This is a genomic window from Nocardia sp. NPDC051321 (assembly GCF_044455225.1).
Lineage (GTDB): Bacteria > Actinomycetota > Actinomycetes > Mycobacteriales > Mycobacteriaceae > Nocardia.
In genome coordinates this window covers 327,764-351,783 of record NZ_JBITEM010000007.1, presented here as the reverse complement: position 1 = coordinate 351,783, position 24,020 = coordinate 327,764, and the positions used below count along the sequence as shown (strand labels likewise).

The following is a 24,020-nucleotide window of genomic DNA, read 5'->3' as shown; positions in this document are numbered from 1 at the left end:
GTCCGCACGCCGCTGCGTTGCGGGGCCGCCGGTTGTGCTCAGAGCGTGCGCGTCATGAAGTGGCTGTACGGGTCGAGGACGTAGTTGCCGAAGGGTTCGCAGAACTCGAAACCGTGTGCGGCGTAAAGCTTTTGGGCCGGGATGAAGAAGTCGGGCGAGCCCGTCTCCAGGCTCACCCGCCGATACCCGCGAGCCGTGGCCTCGGCGAGCAAGTGGCGCAACAGGATCGAGGCGATGCCGCGGCGTTTGTGCGTTGCGGCGGTGCGCATGGACTTGATCTCGGCGTGCGTCTCGTCGAGTTCCTTGAGCGCGGCGCAGCCGGCCAGGTTGCCGTCGTCCCACCCGCTCCAGAACGTGATCTCCGGACCGCGCAGCGCGTCGAGGTCGAGGGCGTGCCTGCTCTCAGCGGGGGAGTGCGCGGCCATATCGGACAGGTGCTCGGTGAGCAGGGCGGCGATCTCCGGTCCGGCGAGGTCGTCCACGACGATGCGCAGCACGGTCGAGCCGGAGACGCCTGCGGTAGCAGACTGGTCGGTGTTGCTAGACATTTGTCCATAGTGCACCGCGTCGCGGCGTCATGATCACTCGACGGACCCGGATCGACGCGCTTTACTGAGAGGGCACTTGCCCGCACTTGCTCGGTGGACGTCGCTGTCCGGCCCAGGGGGTCTGAATCATGAAGCTCGCCAAGGTCGCAACGCTGGCGGCGGGCGCCGCTCGCCGCGCCGCCGACGAAACCTATTACGCCACACTGGCCGTTCGCGCCGGCTTGGTGACTCCGGAACGGCCCGATCGGCTCGTCAAGATGGGCGCGGCGGTATACCGATTCGGGATGCTCGGCGCGATCCCGTCGGTCGCCGCGCAGCGCTATCGGGACCGCACGGCGCTCATCGACGAACTGGGTTCGCTCACCTTTCGCGAACTCGACGACCACACCAGCGCGTTGGCCAACGCCTGGCGGGCGCGCGGCCTGCGCGACGGCGAGGTGGTGGCGATCCTTGCCCGCAACCATCGCGGCTTCCACTACGCGGTGTTCGCCGCGGCGAAGTGTGGCGCGCGAATCGTGTTGCTGAACACCGATTTCGCGGGTCCGCAGCTGCGTGAGGTGGTGGCCAGGGAGGGTGCCGATCTGCTGGTGTTCGATGAGGAGTACCGGGAGATGCTCGGCGACCTCGCCCCGCCGCGCGGCCGCTACCGCGCCTGGGCCGAGCAGCCCGGCGTCGACACCCTGGCGAACCTGATCGCGGGCGCGGCCCGCTCGACCCCGCGGCGGGCCACCACCAGCGCGAAGGTCATCCTGCTGACCAGCGGGACGACCGGCACCCCGAAGGGCGCGCCGCGCAGCGACCCGACCTCGCTGGCACCGCTCGGCGCGATTCTCGACAAGGTGCCATTCCGGGCCAGGGAGATCACCGAATGCCCGGCCCCGCTGTTCCATACGCTCGGCTTCGCGCACATGTTCATCGCGCTCGGCTTCGGTTCGACGCTGGTGATCCGGCGCCGCTTCGATCCGAGGGCGGTGCTCGACGGCCTGCACCGGCATCGCGCCACCGCCCTGGTTGTGGTGCCGGTGATGCTGCGGCGGATGGTCGAACTCGGCCCGGAAGCCTTTGCGGGACATGATTTCTCCGCGCTGCGGATCATCTTCGTCGCCGGCTCGCAGCTGGGTGCCGACCTGTGCGTCAAGGTGACCGAGGCCTTCGGTCCGGTGGTCTACAACCTGTACGGGTCCACCGAGGTGGCCTACGCGACCATCGCCACCCCGGCCGATCTGGCGGTCGAACCGGGGTGCGTGGGTGGCACGGTATCGAGCGCGATTGTGAAGATTCTCGACGAGCACGGCGCGGAGCTGCCCGCGGGCCAGACCGGTCGTATCTTCGTCGGCAACAACTTTCAGTTCGACGGCTACACCGGCGGCGGCGACAAAGTGCGCGTCGGCAAGCTGATGTCATCCGGGGACGTCGGCCATTTCGACAGCGCGGGAAGGCTTTTCATCGACGGAAGGGACGACGACATGATCGTTTCCGGTGGTGAGAACGTCTTCCCCAGCGAGGTCGAGGAGTTGCTTTCCGCGCATCCCGCGGTCGCGGAGGTGAGCGCCTTCGGCGTGCACGACGACCGATATGGGCAGCGGTTGCGCGCGGTGATCGTTGTGCGGGAAGGGCATTCGCTCGCCGAGGACGAGGTGCGCGAGCACGTCAAGGCGCATCTGGCTCGTTTCAAGGTGCCGCGCGATGTTGTGTTCATCGATGAACTGCCGCGCAACCCGACCGGGAAGGTGCTCAAACGCGTACTGCGCGAACTCTGATCAGTGCTGCCCATCGCGGGTGAACATGCGGCGCAGCATTCCGCCAGGCGGGCGCAGCGCGGCACGCAGGGCGCTGGCAGGTGGCACGCTGATCAGGCCGCCGCGCTGGTGCAGGACGCAATCGACCACGGCGTCGGCGACGGCCTCCGGGTCCGCGAGCGACCCCGAGGACACGGTGCTGACGGTCACGCCCTTGTCCGCGAGTTCCAGGTCGAGTGCCGCGCCGAGACCGACCACGCCGTGCTTGGTCGCGCAATACACCGCGACGCCGAGCGCCGCAGGCACCCCGGCCGCCGTGCCGATGTTCACGATCTGGCCGTATCCCTGGCTGACGAATCGTTCTGCGGCCAGCCGGGTTCCGATGATCACCGCGCGCAGATTGATATCGATCTGCAGGTCCGACTCGGCCTCCGATTCCGCGAGGAACGGTCCGGACGGCATCACGTCGGCGGCGTTCACCACCACATCGAGGCCGCCGAGTTTGCGTTCGGCGAAGGTGAGGAAGCTCCCGAAACGGGCGCTGTCGGTGACGTCGAGCGCCAGCCCGATCGCCGTGCCCGCGTGCGTCCGGGTGAGTTGATCGGCGACCGCGCGCACCGCCCCCACATCCACGTCGCCGATGACGACATCGGCCCCCTCCGTCAGGAACGCCAACGCGGTTTCGCGTCCGATGCCGTGCGCGCCCCCGGTGATCGCGATCCGTTTGCCAGCGAGTGTCTTCCGAGACATATGATTTCGCCTGCCTTAGTCTCTTTCCAACGCTAGATGGTCGCTGGCGGGCGCTCCATGCGATATCGGGTCAGCACTTTGCGCAATCCGGCCAGGACGGTCGGTTTCGTGCTGTCCATCCGGACTTCGGCCGAGAAGGTTGCGGAGAGCGGCCACGTCGAACCGGTCGGACGGTTTTATTTATCGGTCCGAACCCCGTTGGGAGAGCGGAACATACGATCTCCGGCCAAAAACCTTGCGCATATCGGCCATAGCAAGCAACGATGGATGAGTGGCCTCATGGGAGTGGCGGCGGTCGGTGACACACGCGGTGATCCTCGTCGAGCTCGGGGAAGATCACGGTCTCACCCAGAATCAGTGCCTGCGTGGCACTGATCTGGATCCTCGGGTGCTGAAGACACCCGGTGCGGAAATCACGGCCGCGCAAGAACTCGGTATCGTCCGCAACATCGTCACGCTGCTCGACGACAAGCCTGGCCTCGGCCTCGAAGCGGGCACCCGCACCCACATCACCACCCTCGGCGTGTTCGCCCTCGCGGTGCTCAGCAGCCCGACGATGCGACAGGCCATCGACGTCGCCATGCGGTACTTCAGCCTGATGACCTCGTTCTCCCGCGCCTGGCACGTCTACCGGGGCGAGGAGATCTGGCTCTACGGCGACGACCGTGAGCTGCCTGCGGAACTGCGCGGCTTCCTGGCCGAACGCGACGTGTCCGCGCTGCTGACGAACTGGTTTCTGGTGTTCGGCGTGCCGCCGCCGGTGCTGCGCGTCGAGGTCGCGGGCGGGCTGCGGCCGCGGCTGGCGCCGATCTTCGACCAGTTCGAGATCCCCAGCAGCGACTCGCCAGAACTGCAGACCGCGGTCTTCGACGCCACCGGCATCGACGAGCCGATGCCGCAGGCCAGTCCGCTCACCGCGCAACTGTTCGAGGAGCAATGTGACGACCTGCTGCAGCGTCGCGGCCTGCGCCAAGGCGTGGCCGGTTCGGTGCGATCGATGCTGATGCATCAGATGAACGGCAGGCTCAGTCAGGAGGACATCGCGGCCGGGCTGCACATGAGCCTGCGCACGATGCGCAGGCGGTTGGCCGACGAAGGGACGTCCTACCGTCAGCTATGCGCCGAAACCTTCGGCACGCTCGCCGAGGAACTGCTCGCGACCGGTCTGACCGTAGAGGACGTCGCCTACCGGATGGGATATTCGGGCGCGCCGAGCTTTTCGAACGCGTTCAAGCAGTGGCGTGGTGTGTCGCCGGGGCGATTCGCGCGCTCGGCCGTTGATCGATACCGGCAGACGGTGCCGCACTGAAAGTGCGGGGCCGGGCGAAAAGTGCACCCCTGCCGTTATCGGGTGCGAGCATAGAACAGGCAGGTCCACGGTCGCCGCGACGAGAGGTGGTGGGGTGTGGCGCAGTTCGTGCAGGAGCACGCCGCATTGCGGTGGTCGGTGGTGGCGGCGTTTCTGATCGCGGGTGCGATCGTGCTCGGGAGGCTGGCCGCGCCCGTTCGGCTCGTCGCCGAAGCCGAACCATCCGGCGCGGTGGATCACGGTTGGCGGCAAGGAGATTCGACGCCGGTCGGCCCGACTACCGCCGGGTATCACGAGTCCGATGCCGCGCACCTGATCATGTGCCTGGTGATGCTCGCGATGCTGATGTTTCCGACCGGGGCGAGCCCGTCGGCGGTGCGTGGGGTGCTCACCGCGATGATCGTGGTCTTCGCGGCCTTGTTGGTGAGTCGAATCTCGGCGTGGCACAGCGCGCCTGACGCCACGCCGGTAGAGCGGCTCGTGCCGCTGGGCTACCACACGGTAACGGCCGCGGCCATGCTGTACGCCATGTCCGGGCACGCGATGTCGGGTCATACCGGCGGCCCCGGCACGATTCCGGCGCTCGGTCTCGCCGCGGTGTTCGCCGCGGACGCGCTGCTGGTAGCGCTAGCGGTCGGCCGTCCACTCGCTGACACGCCGGGCTACCTGGGCATTCTGTTGCGCTCCGGTGGGTGTGTCGCGGCACTGACCGGTCCGAAACGGCGGTCCGCGATGGTGCCGCATGTGGTCATGGATCTCGGCACCGCCTACATGTTGATCGCGGCCGTTTCGAGTTGACCGGCGTCGCGGACCAATCCGCGCGCCAGCTCATACCGAACCCCTGTCTATGCAGGCAGCGATTCGGCGATGACGGAGCACGTTCTTGCTTCAGCCCATCGATGTGTCGACCCGGCGCCGGGTGCCGCACGGGATGAGCCGTTACGCCTGTGTGTGCTGCCCAGCGAGCTCGACCGACACCGATCCGCACTGGCCGGCCGACTCGGCGCACTGCTCGTGGCAACCGGAACGGGGGACCGCGCTGCGTTCACCGAGTTCTATCGACTCACCAGCTCGCGGGTCTTCGGACTCGCCGTGCGCATCCTGCACAGTCATGCCACCGCCGAGGAAGTCACCCAAGAGGTGTATCTCCAGGTGTGGTCGACCGCCGACCAGTACGACACCGCGCTGTCGAGCCCGGTCGGCTGGCTCATGACGCTCGCGCACCGCCGCGCCGTCGACCGAGTGCGCGCGGAAGCCGCCGCCGCGGTCCGCGACCAGACCTTCGCACAAGCGGGCCGCGATCACGACGTCGTCGCCGAATCGGTGGCGGAGCAGGCGGGCCTCGATTACCTCGGCGTGCTGACCACGACGCAGCGTGCGGCGATCACCCTCGCCTACTACACCGGACGGACGTACCGTGAAGTCGCAGACCAGCTATCGGTGCCGTTACCCACCATCAAGACGCGCATCCGTGATGGGCTGAACAGACTGGAGAAATGCTTGTCCGGAGAAGGCGCCGATGGCTGAGAACCCCCCGCGGTCCGACGCGGAACTGCTCGACCTGGCGTACCCGTGCGCGTTGGACGCGGTCGGCGATATCGAACGCAGACACATCGAGGAGCGGCTGGCGAAGGCTGATCCCGCTGTGCGGCAAGCGTTCTCCGAGACCGTGCAGCGGATGCACGAGGTGATGGCGCGGGTCGCCGAACTCGACTCACAGGCGCCGCCGCCGGAGTTGGAGTCGCGGATTCTGGCGGCGCTGCCCGATGACGGGCGCGCCGAACTTCCCTCGGGATGGCAGCGGCGGATGCGCTGGGCGGTGCCGGTGGCCGCCGCGGCGTGCCTGGTTATCGGTGGCAGCGTGATCGCGGACCGGATCGGTGCGCCGCCGCCCGGAGTGCCTGGCGCGGAGCAGGTGCACCGGCAGCCGGACGCGCGCACGGTGACCAAGCCGGTCACCGGTGGCGGCACCCTCGTGGTGGAAATCTCGCCCCAGCAACGGCTCGCGGTGATCGCGTTCGATGGAGTGGCCGAACCGCCGTCCGGACGGGTGTATCAGGTGTGGCTCGTGCCGCCGGGCGCGGCGGCGAAGGCGCGGTCGGCGGGTGTGCTCGACGGGTTGCCTTCGGCTGCAACGCCTTTCGTCACGGCCTTCGACTCCGGCGAGACGTTGGCGGTGACCGTCGAACCACCTGGTGGGTCTCCGGCTCCCACGACGGCCCCGATTACCGGGGTGCCGCTGCCCTGAGCTCGATTGCTTCGTGTTCGATGTTCCCGCGCTGTACCGCCCTGTGCGACAGACGATTCGGCGGCGAAGTGCGACGATCACCCCGCCGCCGATCGGGTGCCTATGCGGCGCTCAGATCTCCACTGATTGGTCGGCGACGACGCGGCCGCCGAGGCGAACCCAGCCGTCGGAATCCCAGGCGGTGAAGAGCTGGGATCCCTTGCCCTGGGTGATGACCAAGCCGCGGCGCAGCAGTGCGGTGATGGCGACGGCCGCGGCGCCGGTGGCCTCGTCCTCGGCGATTCCCAAGGTGGGCGCGAACATTCGGGAGCGCAGGGCGCCGCGGTTCTCGTCGGTCCATGCCCAGAAGTAGTGTGGGCCGCCGGTGAAGTCGTCGGGGCGCAGGGCGGTCAGTTCGTCGAGGTCGGCGAGCTGGTGGAAGGTGAAGTCGGGCGCCCATTCGCCGCGCGCGGTGATCCAGGTGAGGCCCTCGGACAGCTCGACCGCGATCGGGCCCGCCGGGACGGTCAGTCGGTGTACCGGCGTGCCCTGCGCGGCGAACCACCAGGCGGTGCCCACCGACGGGTGGCCTGCGAACGGCAGTTCCACGGCGGGGGTATAAATCCGCACCCGCGCGATCTTGTCGACCGGGTCTTCGACGACGACGGTCTCGCTGTATCCGGCCTTCGCCGCGAGCGCCTGCCGGTCGGCTTCGGCCACGTCCGCGGCCCGTGCGATCCCCAGTTCGTTGCCGAATCGCCCGGCGGAATCGGTGAAAACTCGCACCACGTCAAGCTGTGTGCCCATGGTTGCCGAGCCTACTATCCGGTCCCGACACCGAGCTGTCGCGTAGCACACACCGGCACGTTATCGCTGGTCAGCGGGATGAAAGAGGCCGCCGACGGTCCGCTGTGCGGACCCGTCGACGGCCTCGATTCGATTGCTCAGACCGTGGCGGCGGCCAGTGTCTCGGTCGACTCCACTGCCTGGCCGACACCGGCGACGATCGCGGCCGCGCGCAGCGACTCGAAGATCACCTCACGGGACACGCCCGCCTCACGCAGCGTGTGCTCGTGCGCCTCCAGGCAATGCCCGCAGCCGTTGATCGAGGACACCGCGAACGACCACAGCTCGAAATCGGCCTTGTCGACCCCCGGGGTACCGATGATCTGCATGCGCAGACCGGCCCGCAGGTCGTCGTAGCGCCCGCCGAGGAACGCCTTGCCCCGATAGAACACATTGTTCATGCCCATGATCGAGGCTGCGCCGAGCGCGGCGTTGTACGCCTGCTCGGACAGCACGTCCGCGGCTTCCTCGGCGATCTCGCGCAGCGTGGTCGCCGACCGGGTCGCCGCCGCCGACGCCAGCAGGGTGCCCCACAGCTGCTGTTCGTTCAGCACGGTGGTGCGCGCGAGCGATGACAGATTGAGCTTGAGGTCCTTGGCGTACTCGGGGAGGGAGTTCTTCAGGTTCTCAACACTCATGTATCTCTATCCTCGGATCATCCTCGCCTGCGCGGGGAGCGGTGAAATGGGAGTCATTCATGTACTGACGCAGCGGTTTTGGACTCAGACGCTCGCGGCGAGCAGTTCGCCCGCGTTGATGGTCGGGTCGCCCTTCTTCCAGTTGCAGGCGCACAGCTCGTCGGACTGCAGCGCGTCGAGCACCCGCAGCACCTCGTCGACGTTGCGGCCGACCGAACCCGCGGTGACCGAGACGAACTGGACCTCGTTGTTCGGGTCGACGATGAAAGTCGCCCGGTCGGCGACCCCGTCGGCGTTGAGAACGCCGGTGGCTGCGGCCAATTCGCGCTTGAGGTCGGACAGGATCGGGAACGGCAGGGTCTTCAGGTCCTCGTGCTGTGCACGCCACTGGAAGTGCACGAACTCGTTGTCGACCGAGGCGCCGAGCACCTGCGCGTCCCGGTCCGCGAATTCCTCGTTGAGCTTGCCGAACGCGGCGATCTCCGTCGGGCACACGAAGGTGAAGTCCTTGGGCCAGAAGAAGACGATCCGCCACTTGCCCGCGTGATCGTCGCTGGTGATCTGGGTGAAGTAATCGTCAGGCTGCTGAGCGTCGACCTTGGACAGATCACCACCGATGACAGCGGTGAGGTTGTATGCCGGGAATTGGTCGCCGATGGTCAGCAATGCCATACCTAATCTCCTCGTTCTTGGTGGGTTTGCTAGCACTGTGCGGAAAAGCAGAAAAGCTCCCTTGCGATCTTGCCGAAGGGCTGGTGAAAGGTAAAGGTGATCAGTCGCACTACACTGATAGCCGTGACCGATCAGACTTATCAGCCGACCCTGTCACAGCTGCGTGCGTTCGTGGCGGTCGCGGAATATCGCCACTTCGGCACTGCCGCAGCGCGGCTCAGTGTGAGCCAGCCCACGCTATCGCAGGCGCTCGCGGCACTTGAACACGGGCTCGGGCTACAACTGATCGAGCGAAGCACGCGACGGGTTCTGGTCACCGCCGCGGGGATGCGGTTGCTGCCCAAGGCGATGGCGACGCTCGAGGCGGCCGATCGTTTCGTGGCGTCGGCGACCGGGGACGGTCTCGGGGGCACCTTGCGGATGGGCATCATTCCGACGGTTGCTCCGTATGTGCTACCAGGTCTTCTTCCGGAGTTGCAGAAGAAGTTACCCACGCTCCACCCGCAGGTGATCGAGGATCAGACCGTGCGACTGCTGGACGGCCTGCGCACCGGCGTGCTCGACGTCGCACTGCTCGCGTTGCCGACCGACATTCCCGGCCTGGTCGAGATCCCGCTCTATACCGAGGAATTCGTGTTGGTGACACCGCGCGGCCACGAACTGGCCGGCCGCACCGACCTCGCCCCGTCCGTCCTCGACTCGCTGCCCCTGCTGCTGCTCGACGAGGGCCACTGCCTGCGCGACCAAACCCTGGACCTGTGCCGCTCCGCCGAGATCCACCCGGCCGCGGTCGGCGACACCCGCGCTGCCTCGCTGGCGACCGTAGTGCAGTGTGTCGCAGGCGGTCTCGGCGTCACCCTCATCCCGCAAATGGCCGTCGCCTCCGAAGCCGCCCGCGGCACACTCGATACCGCCCATTTCGCCACCCCCGCACCTGGTCGCACCATCGGGCTCGCCTATCGGACGTCCACTGCTCGCGCGGAGGATTACGAGTACCTCGCCGCGATCATTCGCACCATACGGCCGGAGTAGGGCTGAAGATGTTCGCCGCCAGTCGATTTCCGCGTCAGACTTGCGATCATGTTGGCCTCGCCTGTGTCGTCGGAGATCGGCGTCCACTTGCGCGGCGTGCGGATCGAGAATGCGAGAGGAGCGGCGGATGGACCGGTCACCATCGAGCGGCATGCGATGGGAAGCGATTGCTACACAGGGGCATTCGTTGTTCGTCTACGGGACGTTGCAGTTCCCTGAGGTACTGGAGATTCTGATCGGCCGCGTGCCGCAGCGAACAACGGCCGCCGCGCCAGGCTGGCGGGTAGCGGCTCTGCCCGGCCGGGTGTACCCCGGCCTGGTCCCTGAGCCGAACGCCCTGGCCCACGGCATCGTCCTCGCCGGCCTCACCTCAACGGAGTGGGCGGTCCTCGACGCCTTCGAAGACGACGAATACGACCTCCGCCCAATCGACTTGGCCCGTCCCGCACAACGATCCTGGACCTACGAATGGACTGCCACTGTCGCACAAGATGATTGGCACCCAGCCCACTTCGTCACCGACCACCTCCCGCACTTCGTCACCCACTCCGCCCAATGGCGACGCGGGTTAAAGATGTGGTCCGATCGCGAGAACGGTGATCACTGACACCGATTCGCCGTCGCGTTCGAAGTCCGGCCCATACATCCAGTAGATGCGCCATGCGCCCGGCGTGTGGTTCTCGACGTAGGAGTCCCAGATCCGTTCCTTCTCCAGGCCTGGAAAGTTCTGGTAGCGATGGGAATTCAGACCGGGGTAGAGCGGATCTGATTGCAGTAGGCCCAGCGCTTTGCGAACTTTTTTGAGTTTGGTTGCCGTGTTGGGCCTTTTGGTCAGTGCGTGTAAGGCATCGGCGGCGGCGTGCGCGAAGCGCAGTTCATATGCCACCGGTCAGGCCTTGTCCTCGGGGTCGGTGGCGAACTGTGTGAAATCACCGAGGTCGACCGTGTCGCCGGACTCGGCGTCTTTCACGCCCTGTCGGATCTCCTCGGCCAGGTGCGGGTTTTCCCACACCATCATTTCGCGTTCCAGAATCGAGACCACTGGCACTAAAACCACCACCCCGTCGCTGTCGATGCGGACCTGGTATCGGCGGCCCGGGCGCGCGCCCGCGCGTCCCAATGCGACGCGCCCGCGGGAATCGGCTTCACTTTCGCCGACGGTCTCGAAGCGGCTCAAATCCAAGCTGGACATCGTCATCGCATTACCTCCGTGTTCATCATCGCACCAAGTGTGCATATGGGCAATACCCACTTGATGCGGTCGCCGCGGTTGGCGTTTGTAGACGACCGGTCGTATATTGAAGGTATGGCGCGACCTAGGCGGAGTGGGGATACTCGGCAGCTTTTGGTGGAGGAGGGGGCTGCTGGGTTTTTGGCGCAGGGGTATCACGGGACTGGGATCAAGCAGGTTTTGGACAAGGTGGGGGTGCCTAAGGGGTCGTTTTATAACTACTTTGATAGCAAGGAGAGTTTTGGGCGGGCGGTGATCGAGCATCATTCGCTGTGTGTGCAGCGGAATTTGAGCGAGGCGTTCGGGGCGGCGGCGGATCCGGTGAGTGGGTTGCGGGCGTTTTTCGGGCGGCTGATGGAGGAGTTCGTCGAGGCGGAGTTCACCGGGGGGTGCTTGATCGCGAATCTTGGTGGGGAGCTCGAAGGTAGTGAGCTGCTTCGGGAGTCGTTGTCGAGTGCGTGGGGGATGTGGCGGGATCGGGTGGCTGAGCAACTGCGGGAAGCACAGGGGCTGGGGATGATTCGGGGGGATATCGACGCGACCGATTTGGCGGATCTGTTGCTGGAATCGTGGGAGGGGGCGGTGATCCGGATGAAGATCGATCGGACGTTGGCGCCGCTGAACAAGTGTTTGGACCGTTTGCTGGGGGACTACTTCCTGCCCTGAACTGGGCATTCCTAAACGGTCGTCTTTTTATGTCCATTCCAAGACGACCGGTCGTATCAAATGTGAGAAGGAGAGCAGATGACGAAGACGGTGATCGTGACCGGATCCTCCAGCGGGATCGGGCGTGATATTGCTCGAGCGTTTGTGACGCGCGGGGACAACGTGGTGCTCAACGGGCGCGACTCGGGCAAGCTCGCCGAGGTGGCCGCGGAGCTCGGCGCGCCGGCGCGGGTGGCCACCTTCGCGGGCGATATCGGCTCTCCCGCAACGGGTTCTGAGCTGGTGCGGGCGGCGGTCGAGCGGTTCGGCGGGGTGGATGTGCTGGTCAACAACGCAGGCATCTTCGGCGCCAAGCCGTTCGTCGACGTCACCGAGGAGGACCTCGACAGGTACGTGAACGGCAACCTGAAGGGCACGTACTTCACCACGCAAGCGGTGGTGCGGCAGTTGAAGCGGCAGGGATCCGGCGGCAGCATCGTCAATATCGGCACGGTGCTCGTGAATCACGCGCTCGCCGGGCTGCCTGCCTCCGCGGCGTTGGTCAGCAAGGGCGGCGTGCACGCGCTCACCACCAGCCTCGCCGCGGAACTCGCGGCCGACGCGATCAGGGTCAACGCCGTCGCACCCGGCATCATCCGCACCCCACTGTTCGGCGACGGCGACGAAACCGCTTCCGGCCGACTGGCTTTGCTGAATCGGATCGGTGAGGTCGCCGAAACCACCGCCGCGGTGCTGTATCTCGCGGACGCCGAATTCACCACCGGCCACATCTTGCCCGTAGACGGCGGATTCATCTCCGGGCGGGCCGCCTGATGCCCTACGTCAACATCAAGGTCACCGACGAAGGTGTCACCCGAGAACAAAAGGCGCGCTTGATCAAAGGCGTCACCGACCTACTCCAGGAGGTTCTCGACAAGGACCCGGCAACCACTTTCGTAGTAATCGACGAGGTCGAACTCACCAACTGGGGTGTCGGCGGCCTGAACGTCGAGGACCACCGCAACCGCACCTAGCCGAACACCCACGCGCCAAACGCTCGGCGCGGCCCCGATGACTTGACATACGGAACGTCCTCCTGGCGGAGGATGCGGCCTGCGTCAAGAGGGTGCAACGTGCGTCACGTCGAAACGGCACCGGCTCCCAAGCGAAATCACTTGGGAGCCGGTGCCGTTCGGGTGTTCTATACCCGCAGTGCGTACGGTTCGATCGCGCCGCGCACGAGGGCCCGTGCGTCGACGGTTTCCGGCCGGAAGGGCAGGGTGGCCAGGCGATCGGTCATGTCCTGCACCGGGTCGGCGATCCGCTCGTTCGTGCCGAACAGGAACGTCCATTCATGTTCGTCGCTGCCGTATTGCACGACGGTGCCGAACTGTTCGTGGAAGCGGTTCCAGGAGCGCTTCAGCGTCTCGTTGCGCCACATGGTTGCGCAGCCTGCTTGGGCGCTCAGTACACCGCCGGGGGCGAGCAAGGCCCGACATCGGGACAGGAACTCCGACTCGTAGAGGCGGTTGTGCTGGGCGTCTTCGACTCGCTCGTCGGGCAGGTCGATCACGATGACGTCGTAGCGGGTGCCCGCCTCGGCGGCCTTGGCCAGGAAGTCCCAGCCGTCGGCGTAGTGCACCTTGACCGGGCCCTCGCCGCGCACGGCGGCGGCCAGCTCGTCGCTGGTGTAGCCGTAGGGCAGGTGCTCGGCGCACAGCTCGACCTCGAGCTGATCGATGTCGACGTGATCCACCAGCGTCGCGCCCGCGGCGACCGACATCTGGCTGGCCACGCCCTCACCGGAACCGATGATGAGCACCTTGTCCAGCTTCTCGGCCAGCGCGAAGGCGGGGACCATCATCGCCTCGTGGTAGGTCACCTGGGAGAACTCCGTGGACTGGCGATCGTCGTCGGAGAACAGGCTGATGCCCTGCTCGGTGCGCGCGATCACCATGTGCTGGAACGGCGTATTGGTGTCCACGATGACCTCGTGCAGGTCCCAGATGCGGGTCAGGCCCGCGCCCACCGGCTCCTCGATCCACTGAGGGTCGGCAGTCGGCGGAGCCGACGGGGTGGGTGAATACCGCGAGCCGTGCCCGCGGCGGATGACCTGCATTCGAACGTCCTTGGGAGACAATCTATCCCGGAGCAGCTCGACAGCCTTCGACGCACCGGCGCCGATACTGCCGCAGGTGAAGACGTCGACAAAGATGTCGCCGGACTCCGGATAAGTGTGAATCGAGGCGTGAGACTCCGACAACAGCGCGAGGACAGTCACCCCCTGCGGATCGAACTTCTTGTGTACGACATCGCAGATGGTGACGCCCGCCGCGATCAAAGACTCACGCAACGCCGATTCGAGTCGTTCGAGGTCGTCGCAAAGGGTCGCGTCGACACCACCGAACTCGGCCAGCACGTGCCAGCCGGTGAAATCCGCCGTCATGGCAAACTCACTCTCGCTCAGCGCCCGAGACATGAACGGTCAAGGGCGGAAAACCATTGAAGGACACCGACGAATAGCTCGCGGTATAGGCGCCGGTGTCGAGGATCTGGATGCGATCACCGGCTCGCAACGTGGTCGGTAGGAGGACCCGCGTGCGTTGATACAGTACATCGTCTCCGTCGCAGGTCGGACCAGCCACCACTGCCTCGTCGACAGGGTCACCGTCCCGATCCGTGACGAATCGATAGGCGATGTACTCGTTCTCGGTCTCGGCCATTCCGTTGTAGCGGCCGACGTCGAGATACACCCAGCGCCGGGCGTCCGGCGCAATGCGCACGCCGACAACTTCGGCGTGGATGATGCCCGCGGAACCGACCAGCGCGCGGCCGGGTTCGACCACCAATCCGGCGGTCTCGGGCAGGAATTCGGCTGCGGCGGCGTTGACCACCGCGGCGATCTCGGCGAGTGCGGGCGCGGGATCGGCGTACGCGATCGGCAGGCCGCCACCGATATTCACCGATCGAACGTGAATATCCTTGTCGGCCAATGCTTCCGTGATACGCCCCGCCTGCTCGATGCCGATCCGCCACGCGTCCGGATCGAGCTGCTGGGACCCGACGTGGAAGTACGGCCCCGCGACGATCAACCCGAGATCACGGGCCCGCACCAGCAGCCGGAACGCCTCGCCCGGCGTGCAGCCGAACTTGGCGCCGAACGGCGTGCGCGACTCGGGAGCCGAAGCGAGGAACCGGCATTCGACCTCCGAGCCCGGCGCGTGCTCCACGATGCGCAGCAGATCGTCCTCGGTGTCGAAGGCGAACCGGCGCACGCCCAGCGCATACGCGCGGGCGATGTCGGCGGCCTTCTTGATCGGGTTGCCGTAGCAGAGCGTGTCCGGTTCGACGCCGAGCGCGAGGCACAGCTCGATCTCGCCGATGCTGGCGACATCGAACTCGGCGCCTTCCTCGTCGAGCGCCTGGATGAGCTCCGGTACCGGACTTGCCTTGACCGCGAAGCGAATCCTTGCCGCGGGCATGGCGGCATGGAGCGCGTGGAAGTTCGCACGCACTCGCTCGGGATAGATGACAAGAAACGGTGATTCGGGCGCCAGGGGATGGCAGGAGGCGGAGCCGACGGGGTGGGTAAGCATAGTTGATCTTTCGCTTTGGCAGCAGCGGAGAGAGTATCAGCGGCTCCTACCCAGAACCGAATCCGTCAAACCTCGTGCCGGTGGCACCTCAGCGAAGCACCCGTAAACGGGCGTCAGATAGCCACTGACCTGTATGGATTCTGTAGTGATTCGGGTGGGGGCGGGCGGTGCGGTCAGCCCGCGGACACCGTGATTTCGTCGAAGACGACCTCACCGGCGGCATCGGACTCGGCCAGATCCACCACACCGACGATCGACCAGCCGTGGTCGCCCGCCGGGTCGTCGAGGACCTGACGCACCTGCCAGAAACCGGGTCTTCGTTCGATCTGGAACAGTTGCGGTCCGCGCGCGTCCTGGCCGATGCCGATGCGCCCGTACTCCTCGAAATATGGGGCCAGGTCGGCCTCCCAGTCCGGCCCGATGCCCATGTCGGCCAGCACATCCCAGCGGCGCAGCGAGGCGAGCTCGACCCGGCGGAACATGGTGTTGCGGATCATCACCCGGAACGCGCGCTCGTTGGCGGAGATGGGGCGCACCGTCTCGGCCCCGAAGGCCAGCTGGTCGGCGTCGATCTCCGCGCCGGGGTTGGTGAGCTGCTCCCATTCGTCGAGCAGGCTCGAGTCGACCTGACGGACCAGCTCGCCGAGCCACTCGGTGATGTCGTCGAGCTCTTCGGTGCGCGCGGCGTCCGGCACGGTTCGCCGCAGCGCGCGGTAGGCGTCGGCGAGATAGCGCAGCACGACACCCTCGGAGCGGGCCAGCTCATAGAACGAGATCAGCTCGGCGAAGGTCATCGACCGGTCGATCATGTCGCGCACCACCGACTTGGGTGACGGCGCGAATTCCGACACCCACGGGTGCCCGGCGCGATAGGTCTCGAAGGCGGGCTCGATCAGCTCTGCCAGGGGCTTGGGCCAGGTGACCTCTTCGAGCAGCTCCATCCGCTCGTCGTACTCGATGCCGTCGGCCTTCATCTCATTGATCGCCACGCCGCGCGCCTTGTGCTGCTGAGCCATCAGCAGCTGGCGCGGATCCTCCAGGGTCGATTCGATGAGGGACACCACATCGAGGGTATAGCCGGGCGCGTCTTTGTCGAGTAGGTCGAAGGCGGCGAGTGCGAACGGCGACAGCGGCTGGTCGAGCGCGAAGTCGCGTTGCAGGTCGACGGTGAGGCGGGCGCGGCGGCCCTGCGCGTCGGGTTCGTCGAGCTGCTGGACCACGCCTGCGTCGCGCAGCGCGCGGTAGAGACGGATCGCGCGCAGGATGTGTTTGCGCTGGGCGGGGCGCGGTTCGTGGTTGTCCTCGAGCAGGTGGCGCATGGCGTCGAAGCAGTTGCCCGGGCGGGCAATCACGTTGAGCAGCATGGAGTTCGTCACACTGAACCGCGATACCATCGGCTCCGGCTGGGCGGCGACGAGGCGGTCGAAGGTCTCCTCGCTCCACGAGACGAAACCCTCGGGTGGCTTGCGGCGCACCACCTTTCGCTGTTTCTTCGGGTCGTCGCCCGCCTTGGCGAGCAGGCGGGTGTTCTCCACTTCATGTTCGGGGGCCTGGACGACGACCGTGCCCATGGTGTCGTAGCCCGCGCGCCCGGCTCGACCCGAAATCTGGTGGAATTCACGGGCTTTCAGCCTGCGGGTGCGCACGCCGTCGTACTTGGTCAGGCCGGTCAGCAGCACGGTGCGGATCGGGACGTTGATGCCGACGCCGAGGGTGTCGGTGCCGCAAACCACCTTCAGCAGACCCTCCTGCGCCAGGCGTTCGACCAAGCGCCGGTACTTCGGCAGCATGCCCGCGTGATGCACGCCGATGCCGTGCCGGATCAGCCGGGACAGCGTCTTGCCGAAGCCGGAGGCGAAGCGGAATTCGCCCAATGCCGTGGCGAGGGCGTCCTTTTCGGCGCGCGTGGCGAAGTTCACGCTGGTCAGCGCCTGGGCGCGTTCGAGCGCGGCGGCCTGGGTGAAATGCACCACGTAGACCGGGGCCTGGTGGGTGGTGACGAGTTCTTCCAGGGTTTCGGTGATGGGGGTGCGCGCATAGGAGAAGGTCAGCGGGACCGGGCGTTCGGTGCCCGCGACGATGGCCGACGGGCGGCCGGTGCGACGCTGCATGTCCTCGGCGAAGAAGTCGACCTCGCCGAGCGTGGCGGACATGAGCAGGAACTGGACGCGGGGCAGTTCCAGCAGCGGGACCTGCCAGGCCCAGCCGCGATCGGGGTCGGCGTAGAAATGGAATTCGTCCATCACGACCTGGCCGACGTCGGCGGCCGAGCCCTCGCGCAGGGCGAGGTTCGCCAGGATTTCCGCGGTGGCGCAGATGATCGGCGCGTCCGCGTTGACCGCGGCGTCGCCGGTGACCATGCCGACCTTGTCCGCGCCGAACACCTCGCACAGGGCGAAGAACTTCTCGCTGACCAGCGCCTTGATCGGGGCGGTGTAGTAAGTGCGTTTTCCCTGGGCGAGCGCGATGAGATGCGCGCCTACCGCGACCAGGGACTTACCCGAACCTGTCGGCGTGGCGAGGATGACGTTGGATCCGGACGCTAATTCGAGTAGCGCCTCGTCCTGCGCCGGATACAGCGGGGTGCCCTGCTCCGCGGCCCACGCCCCGAAGGACTCGTACAGGGCGTCGGCGTCGGTTCCCGGTATCTCCAGCAGCTCGGTCAGATCCACCCCGAACACCCTACGGGCTGACGCCCGCAGGGTTGTTACCGCTGCTCGCCCGGCTCGGGACCGGTCTCACCCTCGTAGCCACCCTGCTCGGCAAGGAAGCGTTCGAATTCGGCGCCGAGCTCGTCGCCACTCGGCAGTTCGCCGTCGCCGACGAGCAGGCTCGACTGGCGTTCCTGGGCGCTGACGAAGCTGTCGTACTGGCGTTCCAGCGCATGCACGACGGTCTCCACCTCGGAGTTTCCGGCGATGTGCTCGTTGACCTGTTCACGAACCCTGGCCGCCGCCTCGCCGAGCGCGGCGAGCGGGAGATCCAGGCCCGCGTTATCGGCGACGTTTTCCAGCAGGGTCTGCGCGGCCTCGGGGTACGCGGTTTGCGCCAGGTAGTGCGGCACGTGCACCGAGAAGCCGACCGACTCCTGACCGTGTTGGGCCATCCGGTATTCCAGCAGCGACGACGCGCTGCCGGGCACCTGGAGTTCGCCGGGCCAGCGCTGATGTTCGGCGATGAGGTCGCGATCCGAAGAATGTGCCGTGACGCCGAGCGGACGGGTGTGCGGGATCGCCATCGGGATGGCGCTGAGACCGATGCTGCGGCGCACGCCGAGCTGTTCGGCGAGCAAGCGCACCGCGGTGGTGAACTTCTCCCAGCGCAGGTCCGGCTCGATGCCGGCGAGCAGCAGGAACGGGGTGCCCGCCGTATCGCGCAGTGCCCAAAGGTTGAGCTCGGGCTCGGCGTACTCGGAGAAGTGGTCGGTCTTGAACGTCATGAGCGGGCGGCGCGAGCGGTAGTCGAGTAGCTCGTCGACGTCGAACGAGGCGACCAGTTCGCTTTCCAGGCTCTCGCGCAGGTGCGTCGTGGCCAGCCGCACCGCATGCCCCGCATCGGTGAAGCCCTCCAGTCCGTGCACCAGGACCGGACCCGCGCCGTCGTCGGACGACAGCTGTGGAGCGGGAAACTCCAGTTCGTACATTCGCGACTCGTGGTCCATCGCGTGCTCCTTCCTGCGCGGTTCCGCCGGCACGGGTGACTCTCGGTCTTCGACACCGAAGTCATTCGAGACGAGCAGCGTCCGAGACGGGAACCATGTCCATTGTCCCCCATGTGGGTGACAGCCACCGCGCGCGGCCGGACGCCGACCCATACGACCAGGCAACAGCGTCAGCGCCCCGCGCATTCCCGGTGCGGCGGCGTGGCATCGCGGGTGCGCAGGGGGAGTTTGGCACAGTGGGGTGGATGACTGTGGCGGATTCGGCGGGCAAGGGGGCGGTTTTCGCCATGTCCGCGGTGCTGCTCGCCGGGTGCGGGTCGACCGTGGTCGGTCATCCGGTCGCGGGGGAGCAGACAGTGGTCACGCGGCATGTGGGTGCGGCGTTGTCGGCATTGCTGGTGGAACCCGGGCAGTTTCCGGCGAAGTATCCGGCGGTGGTGTTGCCCGCCGAGGCGGCGTCCCAGGCGGCGGGGGATTTGACCGGGGTGGGGCGGGGTGCGCGGGTGCAGCCCGAGAGTTGTCTGCCGCCGGCGCAGCAGTTCGGGGCGGATAAGACCGCGATCGCGGTCGGGACCGATGACGCCGCGCGGGCGACGATCACGGTGGAATTGACGCGGACCGAGCAACCGCTCGGCGTGCTGCGTAGCCAGCTGAAACAGTGCGGGTCGGTGCGGGTGAGCAAGGGGCCTGCGATGACCACCGTGACGACCGAACTCGAACCGGCGTCACCGATCGATGCGGACGACACGTTGGCGTTGCGGCGGACGGTGACGCCGGATGTCGGCGGGGCCGGGCTGACGCAGACGATGCGGACGTTGGCCGGGCAGGTCGGGGATGTGCGAATCACTGTGACGTATATGTCTTTTACTGATGCCAAGCCGGATATGACGGCGGTGGATGAGCTGTTCACGACGGCGGTGCAGCGGGTCGAGAAGGGATAGTGGCCGCGGCACGCTAGCAGGTCGCGCCGACAGCCGGGCGGTGGCGACGGCGGGATGCGGCGGAGTTGTCCACAGGGCCGCAGAATTCCCCAGGGCGGCTGAATCGCCTGGTCAGCGCGGAAGGTCCGGCGGTGCCTGCGGGCAGTCTCGACGCCATGACCACTCCCGCGAACCCTCAGCCCTCCGGTCGTCCTGACGCACAGGCCGATTCCGCGCCCGTCGGCGACGTCCGTGCTCAGGACGAACTCTTCTGTGCCCGCCCGTCTCTGCTCAGGGGCAAGAGCCCCTCCCGCGCTCCGGTGAGCCTCGCCGCCGCGATGCGATCGTGTGAGTTCCTGCAATCGGGTGATCGCTCTCGGCCCGATGGTGCTGCGCCGCAGGAAGATACAGAGCGGGTGGTACGCAAGGCGCCATCGGAGGAGACGGTTTCGGATGGCGCAATGCAGCTTGAAGAGTCGGCTGGACCGAGCGAGACAAAGCGGCCGGACGCGGCTGGGGACCATGCGGCTCTGCCGGACCGTGCATGGCAGCTGGGCGACGCGGTGCGGTCGAACGGCGCGGGGCGAGGCGGTGCGGCGCAGCCGGATAGTGAGGTGCGGCCCAACCACGGTGCGTTGACGGACGACACAGCTCTGGACCAGGCGATGCGGCTGGATGAGATGGCGCAGCCGAACGGCGCCGGGCGAGGTGGTGCCGCGCAGCCGGATAGTGAGGTGCGGCCCGACCACGGTGCGCGGCTGGACGATACGGCGCGACTGAACGGTGAGGGACAACTGGGTGATGTGGCCCAATCGGATGGCGCCAGGCAGGACGACGGGATGCTGATGGGCGTAACGGCACGGCCTGATGACTTGGCCCGGCCTGATGACTTGGCCCGGCTGGATGACATGGCTCGGACAGGTGCAGGCCCCGATGACGCGGTGCGGAGGCGCGACACAGTGCCGACTGCTGACATCGACCAGTCCGGTGCGGCGGGGTTCGGCGACGACACCGAGCGATTCGGCGATTCGTCGCGGACCGGTTTCAGCGCAGCTGATGAGCGGGGTGAGTTCAGTACTGCTGACAACGGGCGGACCCTTGTCTTTGCCGATCAGGCGCCGCCGTTCGATGCGGATGCGCCGGATTGTGCTGTGTGCGTGGAGGAGCCGGGGGAGATCATCTCGGCGGTACCGGCGATGATCGGGTTTCCGCCGGAACGGTCGCTGGTTGTGCTGGTGCTGCGGTCGGCGCCGGGGCGCGGTGACGGGGCGATCATCGATGCGGTGGTGCGGTTCGATTTGGACCAGGACGGCGGGCGGCGCAGGTTGCGGGCGGGGATGGTCGCGCAGTGCATCATGCAGATCTGTGCGCATGACGACGTGGCCGAGGTGCTTGCGGTCGTGGTGGATGATCGGGCCGTGGAGCCGGAGCGGCGCGGCTCGGAGACCGACGAATGGTGCGGCGCCGGGCGATTCGAGGTGCTGATCGACGTGCTGGATCGGCGGCTTGCGGCGCACGATATCGATCTGGCCGGGGCTTGGGCGGTGACGGCGATCGAGCCGGAGCGGAACTGGTGGAGTTTGGTAGGCCCGGATCGGCGTGGGGCACTGCCGGATCCAGCTACCTCGGCGGTGGCACTGTCTAATGTGCTCGACGGTCGGCAGATTCGCGGCTCCCGCGCGGAGCTGACGGCGCTGGTGGCGGTGGACATCGAGGTACGCGATCAGGTGGCGGCGGTACTCGACAGTGCGCTGTCGGTCGCCCGCGATCGGTATGCGCGGGCGGTGCGACGCGGTGATCCGAGCGACTACAGCAGGCAGGCCCTCGACTATGTGCTGTGGCAGATCTCGAACACCGAATCCGGCGTGCAACTCATGGTCCCCGAACTCGCGGAACTCGCTGCCGCGCTCCGTGACCGGGCCGTCCGCGACGCCATGTTCGCCCTCGCCGTCGGCGACCACGCCGTGGCGGCGGAAGGACTGTGGGCCGCCCTCACCCGAGCCCTGACCGGTCGCGATCGGGCCGAGGCCGCGGCGCTGCTCGGCTACAGCGCCTACGTCCGCGGCGACGGACCCCTCGCGGGCATCGCACTCGAAGCCGCGATGGACGCCGACCCGGACCACCCGATGGCGGCACTGCTGGAAACATCGTTGATGATCGGCATGCGCCCCGAAAAACTGCGCCGCCTGGCCCGCAGCGGCTACGACACCGCCGCGGACCTGGGCGTCGACCTGGACTCACCCACCCCGTGAAATCCAGTCCGAGAACAGATCTGGAGTCGACTTCCGACCGTCACCGAGCCCTACGCACAGAGTGAGCCGGTTCCGTTTCGGCAACGTGATACGGCACTCGGAAGGTGCGCAATCGTGTTGCGCGCCAAAAGGTTAGCGAAGTTCCTACCGGAGCCGCGGCGGCCGTTTATTCAACGGGGCCAGTACTCGTTGGGCCGAATCCTGCTTGGTGCCAATAGTATTGAAGGAGACGGCAGGCTAGCGCAGGGACGTGAGAAAGACGCCCGGCCTAGGTCAGCGGGTCTCGACCACCCATTCGGCACGCGAATATCCCGCCGCATCGCGCATTGACGTCCTACAGGCCACGATGCGCGTGCCGAGGGGCGGTGCGCAGGGCGATGTGCCGGGCGGCCCCGCAGCCTACCGGCTCGTGGACGGGGAAGCCTCGCTGAACGATCGGCAAGTCCTGTTGTGTCGGCCCGGGAAGTAACTGGGTCGACGCACTTGCCGCCGGCTCAGCATGAGGGCGGCGAATCCCGGTCGATGCCGACGCAGCTGGCAGCGGAGGCACGGCAGGTGGAAGCTGCATGCCGCCCGGTGAACACGAAGGCAACCAGTGTTGGGCATGGTGGCGGCGAATCGTGTTTGTGACCAACGAGTCTCGCCGGGACGGCACGGCAGGTGGAAAGCCTGTGTCGGTCCGGTCAACACGAAGGGGAGGCACGTCAGGGGGCGCTGCGGGTGCCTGGACTGCAGGCAATCCAGGGTGCGAATCCCGGTTGGTGCCAACGAAGTCTGGCTGAGGCGGTACGGCGGTGGAAGCTGTGCCGCCCGGTGGATACGAAGGGAGGGCACGTCAGCGGGAGCTGTGGACGCGAGGGGCCAGGGACTGCAGGAAATCCAGGCTGCGAATCCGGTTGGCGCCAACGAAGTCTGGCAGGGGCGGCACGTGGAAGCCTGTGCCGCCCCGGTCAACACGAAGGGAAGGATCTCAGCGGGTGCTGTGGGCGCGGGGGCCAAGGGATTGGAGGAAATCCCAGGCGTCGGAGACTGTTTCGTCGAGGTCGTTGTGTTCCGGGTGCCAGCCCAGGTCGGCGATGGCTCGGGCGCTGGAGGCGATGAGGGTGGCTGGGTCGCCGGGGCGGCGCGGGGCGTCTTGGGCGGTGATGGGGAGGCCGGTGACACGTTCGCAGGCCGAAATCACTTCGCGGACCGAGAATCCGGTGCCGCTGCCGAGGTTGTAGACGCGGTGCGTGCCCGCCTCGGAGGTGGACAGGGCCAGCAGGTGGGCCTGAGCGAGGTCGCGGATGTGGATGTAGTCGCGGACCGCGGTGCCGTCGGGCGTCGGCCAGTCGGTGCCGAACACCGAGATCGCCTTGCGGTGCCCGAGCGCGACCTGCAGCACGAGCGGGATGAGATGTGTTTCCACCACCCGGTTTTCGCCGAGGCCACCGTAGGCGCCGGCGACGTTGAAGTAGCGCAGGCTGGTCGCCGCCAGCCCGTGCGCGATCGAGTAGGAGGTGATGGCGTGATCTATCGCGAGTTTCGACGCACCGTACGGGTTGGTCGGCCGGGTCGGCGCGTCCTCGGTGATCGGCACCTGTTCCGGCTCGCCGTAAACGGCGGCGGTGGAGGAGAACACCAGCCGTGGCGTGCCAGCGTGGCGCATCGCCTCGAGCAGCTCGAAGGTCTTCACCACATTGCCGTGCCAGTACTTCTCCGGCTGCTGCACCGACTCGCCGACCAGCGACTGGGCGGCGAAATGCAGGACACCGTCGAAGGTTTCGGCCGCCAGCAACGCCGTCGCGGCCTGCGCGATGTCGCCCTCGACGAAGCGGGCCGCGGACGGGACACCGTCCGCGTTGCCGGTGGACAGATCGTCGACGACAACGACCTCATGACCCTCTTCGAGCAGCACTTGCGCGCAGACGCCGCCGACGTAGCCGGCGCCACCGGTGACCAGAAGTTTCACCCG

At 66.9% G+C, this 24,020-nt stretch carries 24 protein-coding genes; 12 read left to right on the top strand and 12 right to left on the bottom strand.

Translation table 11 applies throughout. The annotated features are described in order from the left end of the window. Positions 1-38: 38 nt before the first annotated feature. A complete protein-coding gene (locus ACIA8C_RS19075; protein ID WP_397136279.1) occupies positions 39-548 on the bottom strand; it encodes a GNAT family N-acetyltransferase in 510 nt (169 codons plus the stop codon). Between the two features lie 128 nt (positions 549-676). Between ACIA8C_RS19075 and ACIA8C_RS19070 the strand changes: the two genes are divergently transcribed. Then, positions 677-2,308 carry an acyl-CoA synthetase gene (locus ACIA8C_RS19070; RefSeq protein ID WP_397136277.1) on the top strand — a complete coding sequence of 544 codons (1,632 nt, stop codon included), beginning with the start codon at positions 677-679 and terminating at the stop codon, positions 2,306-2,308. Here the strand turns inward: ACIA8C_RS19070 and ACIA8C_RS19065 are convergent, their stop codons facing one another. Beyond that, complete coding sequence (locus ACIA8C_RS19065) at positions 2,309-3,037, bottom strand: SDR family NAD(P)-dependent oxidoreductase (protein ID WP_397136275.1); 729 nt, start codon at positions 3,035-3,037, stop codon at positions 2,309-2,311. It lies immediately after the preceding gene. Between the two features lie 271 nt (positions 3,038-3,308). On the opposite strand from ACIA8C_RS19065, the gene ACIA8C_RS19060 reads away from it, so the two are divergent. From ACIA8C_RS19060 to ACIA8C_RS19045, 4 genes are all read left to right on the top strand, one after another. Beyond that, a complete protein-coding gene (locus tag ACIA8C_RS19060; protein WP_397136273.1) occupies positions 3,309-4,346 on the top strand; it encodes an AraC family transcriptional regulator ligand-binding domain-containing protein in 1,038 nt (345 codons plus the stop codon). A 96-nt stretch (positions 4,347-4,442) separates the two neighbouring features. Next, positions 4,443-5,144 carry a DUF5134 domain-containing protein gene (locus tag ACIA8C_RS19055; RefSeq protein WP_397136271.1) on the top strand — a complete coding sequence of 234 codons (702 nt, stop codon included), beginning with the start codon at positions 4,443-4,445 and terminating at the stop codon, positions 5,142-5,144. Between the two features lie 69 nt (positions 5,145-5,213). Continuing rightward, positions 5,214-5,873 (top strand): sigma-70 family RNA polymerase sigma factor, encoded by a 660-nt coding sequence (locus ACIA8C_RS19050; RefSeq protein WP_397136269.1) that lies wholly within the window; start codon positions 5,214-5,216, stop codon positions 5,871-5,873. After that, the gene (locus ACIA8C_RS19045; protein WP_397136267.1) at positions 5,866-6,594 is read left to right on the top strand and encodes an anti-sigma factor domain-containing protein; all 729 of its coding nucleotides are present in this window, start codon (positions 5,866-5,868) and stop codon (positions 6,592-6,594) included. Before ACIA8C_RS19050 ends, ACIA8C_RS19045 begins: the two co-directional genes overlap by 8 nt. 111 nt (positions 6,595-6,705) lie before the next feature. Here ACIA8C_RS19045 and ACIA8C_RS19040 read toward each other — a convergent pair whose 3' ends face one another. From ACIA8C_RS19040 to ACIA8C_RS19030, 3 genes are all read right to left on the bottom strand, one after another. Beyond that, positions 6,706-7,380, bottom strand: a complete 675-nt coding sequence (locus ACIA8C_RS19040) for a PhzF family phenazine biosynthesis protein (protein ID WP_397136265.1) — start codon at positions 7,378-7,380, stop codon at positions 6,706-6,708. A gap of 137 nt (positions 7,381-7,517) precedes the next feature. Beyond that, positions 7,518-8,057 carry a carboxymuconolactone decarboxylase family protein gene (locus ACIA8C_RS19035; protein WP_397136263.1) on the bottom strand — a complete coding sequence of 180 codons (540 nt, stop codon included), beginning with the start codon at positions 8,055-8,057 and terminating at the stop codon, positions 7,518-7,520. 84 nt (positions 8,058-8,141) lie between these two features. Further along, positions 8,142-8,729, bottom strand: a complete 588-nt coding sequence (locus ACIA8C_RS19030; protein WP_107658151.1) for a peroxiredoxin — start codon at positions 8,727-8,729, stop codon at positions 8,142-8,144. Between the two features lie 123 nt (positions 8,730-8,852). Between ACIA8C_RS19030 and ACIA8C_RS19025 the strand changes: the two genes are divergently transcribed. Both ACIA8C_RS19025 and ACIA8C_RS19020 read left to right on the top strand, forming a co-directional pair. Then, complete coding sequence (locus ACIA8C_RS19025) at positions 8,853-9,761, top strand: hydrogen peroxide-inducible genes activator (protein WP_397136261.1); 909 nt, start codon at positions 8,853-8,855, stop codon at positions 9,759-9,761. A gap of 151 nt (positions 9,762-9,912) precedes the next feature. Continuing rightward, a complete protein-coding gene (locus ACIA8C_RS19020; RefSeq protein ID WP_397136259.1) occupies positions 9,913-10,368 on the top strand; it encodes a gamma-glutamylcyclotransferase family protein in 456 nt (151 codons plus the stop codon). On the opposite strand, the gene ACIA8C_RS19015 is transcribed toward ACIA8C_RS19020, so the two are convergent. Together ACIA8C_RS19015 and ACIA8C_RS19010 are read right to left on the bottom strand one after the other, a co-directional pair. Then, positions 10,330-10,647: a hypothetical protein gene (locus ACIA8C_RS19015; protein WP_397136257.1), complete on the bottom strand. Its 318-nt coding sequence runs from the start codon at positions 10,645-10,647 to the stop codon at positions 10,330-10,332. The genes ACIA8C_RS19020 and ACIA8C_RS19015 overlap by 39 nt on opposite strands. Before the next feature lie 3 nt (positions 10,648-10,650). Then, the gene (locus tag ACIA8C_RS19010; protein WP_397136255.1) at positions 10,651-10,959 is read right to left on the bottom strand and encodes a hypothetical protein; all 309 of its coding nucleotides are present in this window, start codon (positions 10,957-10,959) and stop codon (positions 10,651-10,653) included. 12 nt (positions 10,960-10,971) lie between these two features. Here ACIA8C_RS19010 and ACIA8C_RS19005 point away from each other — a divergent pair, with 12 nt between their 5' ends. The 3 genes from ACIA8C_RS19005 (at position 10,972) to ACIA8C_RS18995 (ending at position 12,671) form a co-directional block, all read left to right on the top strand. Beyond that, entirely contained in the window at positions 10,972-11,658 is a 687-nt protein-coding gene (locus ACIA8C_RS19005; RefSeq protein WP_397136253.1) for a TetR family transcriptional regulator C-terminal domain-containing protein, read from the top strand. A 78-nt stretch (positions 11,659-11,736) separates the two neighbouring features. After that, positions 11,737-12,471, top strand: coding sequence for an SDR family NAD(P)-dependent oxidoreductase (locus ACIA8C_RS19000; protein WP_397136251.1), 735 nt, complete (start codon positions 11,737-11,739; stop codon positions 12,469-12,471). After that, positions 12,471-12,671, top strand: a complete 201-nt coding sequence (locus ACIA8C_RS18995; protein ID WP_397136249.1) for a 4-oxalocrotonate tautomerase family protein — start codon at positions 12,471-12,473, stop codon at positions 12,669-12,671. The genes ACIA8C_RS19000 and ACIA8C_RS18995 overlap by 1 nt, the downstream gene beginning before the upstream one ends. A 167-nt stretch (positions 12,672-12,838) precedes the next feature. Here the strand turns inward: ACIA8C_RS18995 and speD are convergent, their stop codons facing one another. The 4 genes from speD to ACIA8C_RS18975 form a co-directional block, all read right to left on the bottom strand. Next, a complete protein-coding gene (gene speD, locus ACIA8C_RS18990; protein ID WP_397136247.1) occupies positions 12,839-14,083 on the bottom strand; it encodes an adenosylmethionine decarboxylase in 1,245 nt (414 codons plus the stop codon). Positions 14,084-14,090: 7 nt separating this feature from the next. Further along, complete coding sequence (locus tag ACIA8C_RS18985) at positions 14,091-15,233, bottom strand: type III PLP-dependent enzyme (RefSeq protein ID WP_397136245.1); 1,143 nt, start codon at positions 15,231-15,233, stop codon at positions 14,091-14,093. 173 nt (positions 15,234-15,406) lie between these two features. After that, entirely contained in the window at positions 15,407-17,905 is a 2,499-nt protein-coding gene (locus ACIA8C_RS18980) for a DEAD/DEAH box helicase (RefSeq protein ID WP_397136243.1), read from the bottom strand. Positions 17,906-17,940: 35 nt separating this feature from the next. After that, positions 17,941-18,894, bottom strand: coding sequence for a proteasome assembly chaperone family protein (locus tag ACIA8C_RS18975; protein WP_397136241.1), 954 nt, complete (start codon positions 18,892-18,894; stop codon positions 17,941-17,943). Positions 18,895-19,139: 245 nt separating this feature from the next. Between ACIA8C_RS18975 and ACIA8C_RS18970 the strand changes: the two genes are divergently transcribed. Both ACIA8C_RS18970 and ACIA8C_RS18965 read left to right on the top strand, forming a co-directional pair. Next, entirely contained in the window at positions 19,140-19,835 is a 696-nt protein-coding gene (locus tag ACIA8C_RS18970) for a sensor domain-containing protein (RefSeq protein ID WP_397136239.1), read from the top strand. Positions 19,836-20,275: 440 nt separating this feature from the next. After that, entirely contained in the window at positions 20,276-22,066 is a 1,791-nt protein-coding gene (locus ACIA8C_RS18965; RefSeq protein WP_397136237.1) for a DUF4192 domain-containing protein, read from the top strand. 970 nt (positions 22,067-23,036) lie between these two features. Here ACIA8C_RS18965 and galE read toward each other — a convergent pair. Continuing rightward, a complete protein-coding gene (gene galE / locus ACIA8C_RS18960) occupies positions 23,037-24,017 on the bottom strand; it encodes a UDP-glucose 4-epimerase GalE (RefSeq protein ID WP_397136235.1) in 981 nt (326 codons plus the stop codon). Positions 24,018-24,020 lie beyond the last annotated feature (3 nt).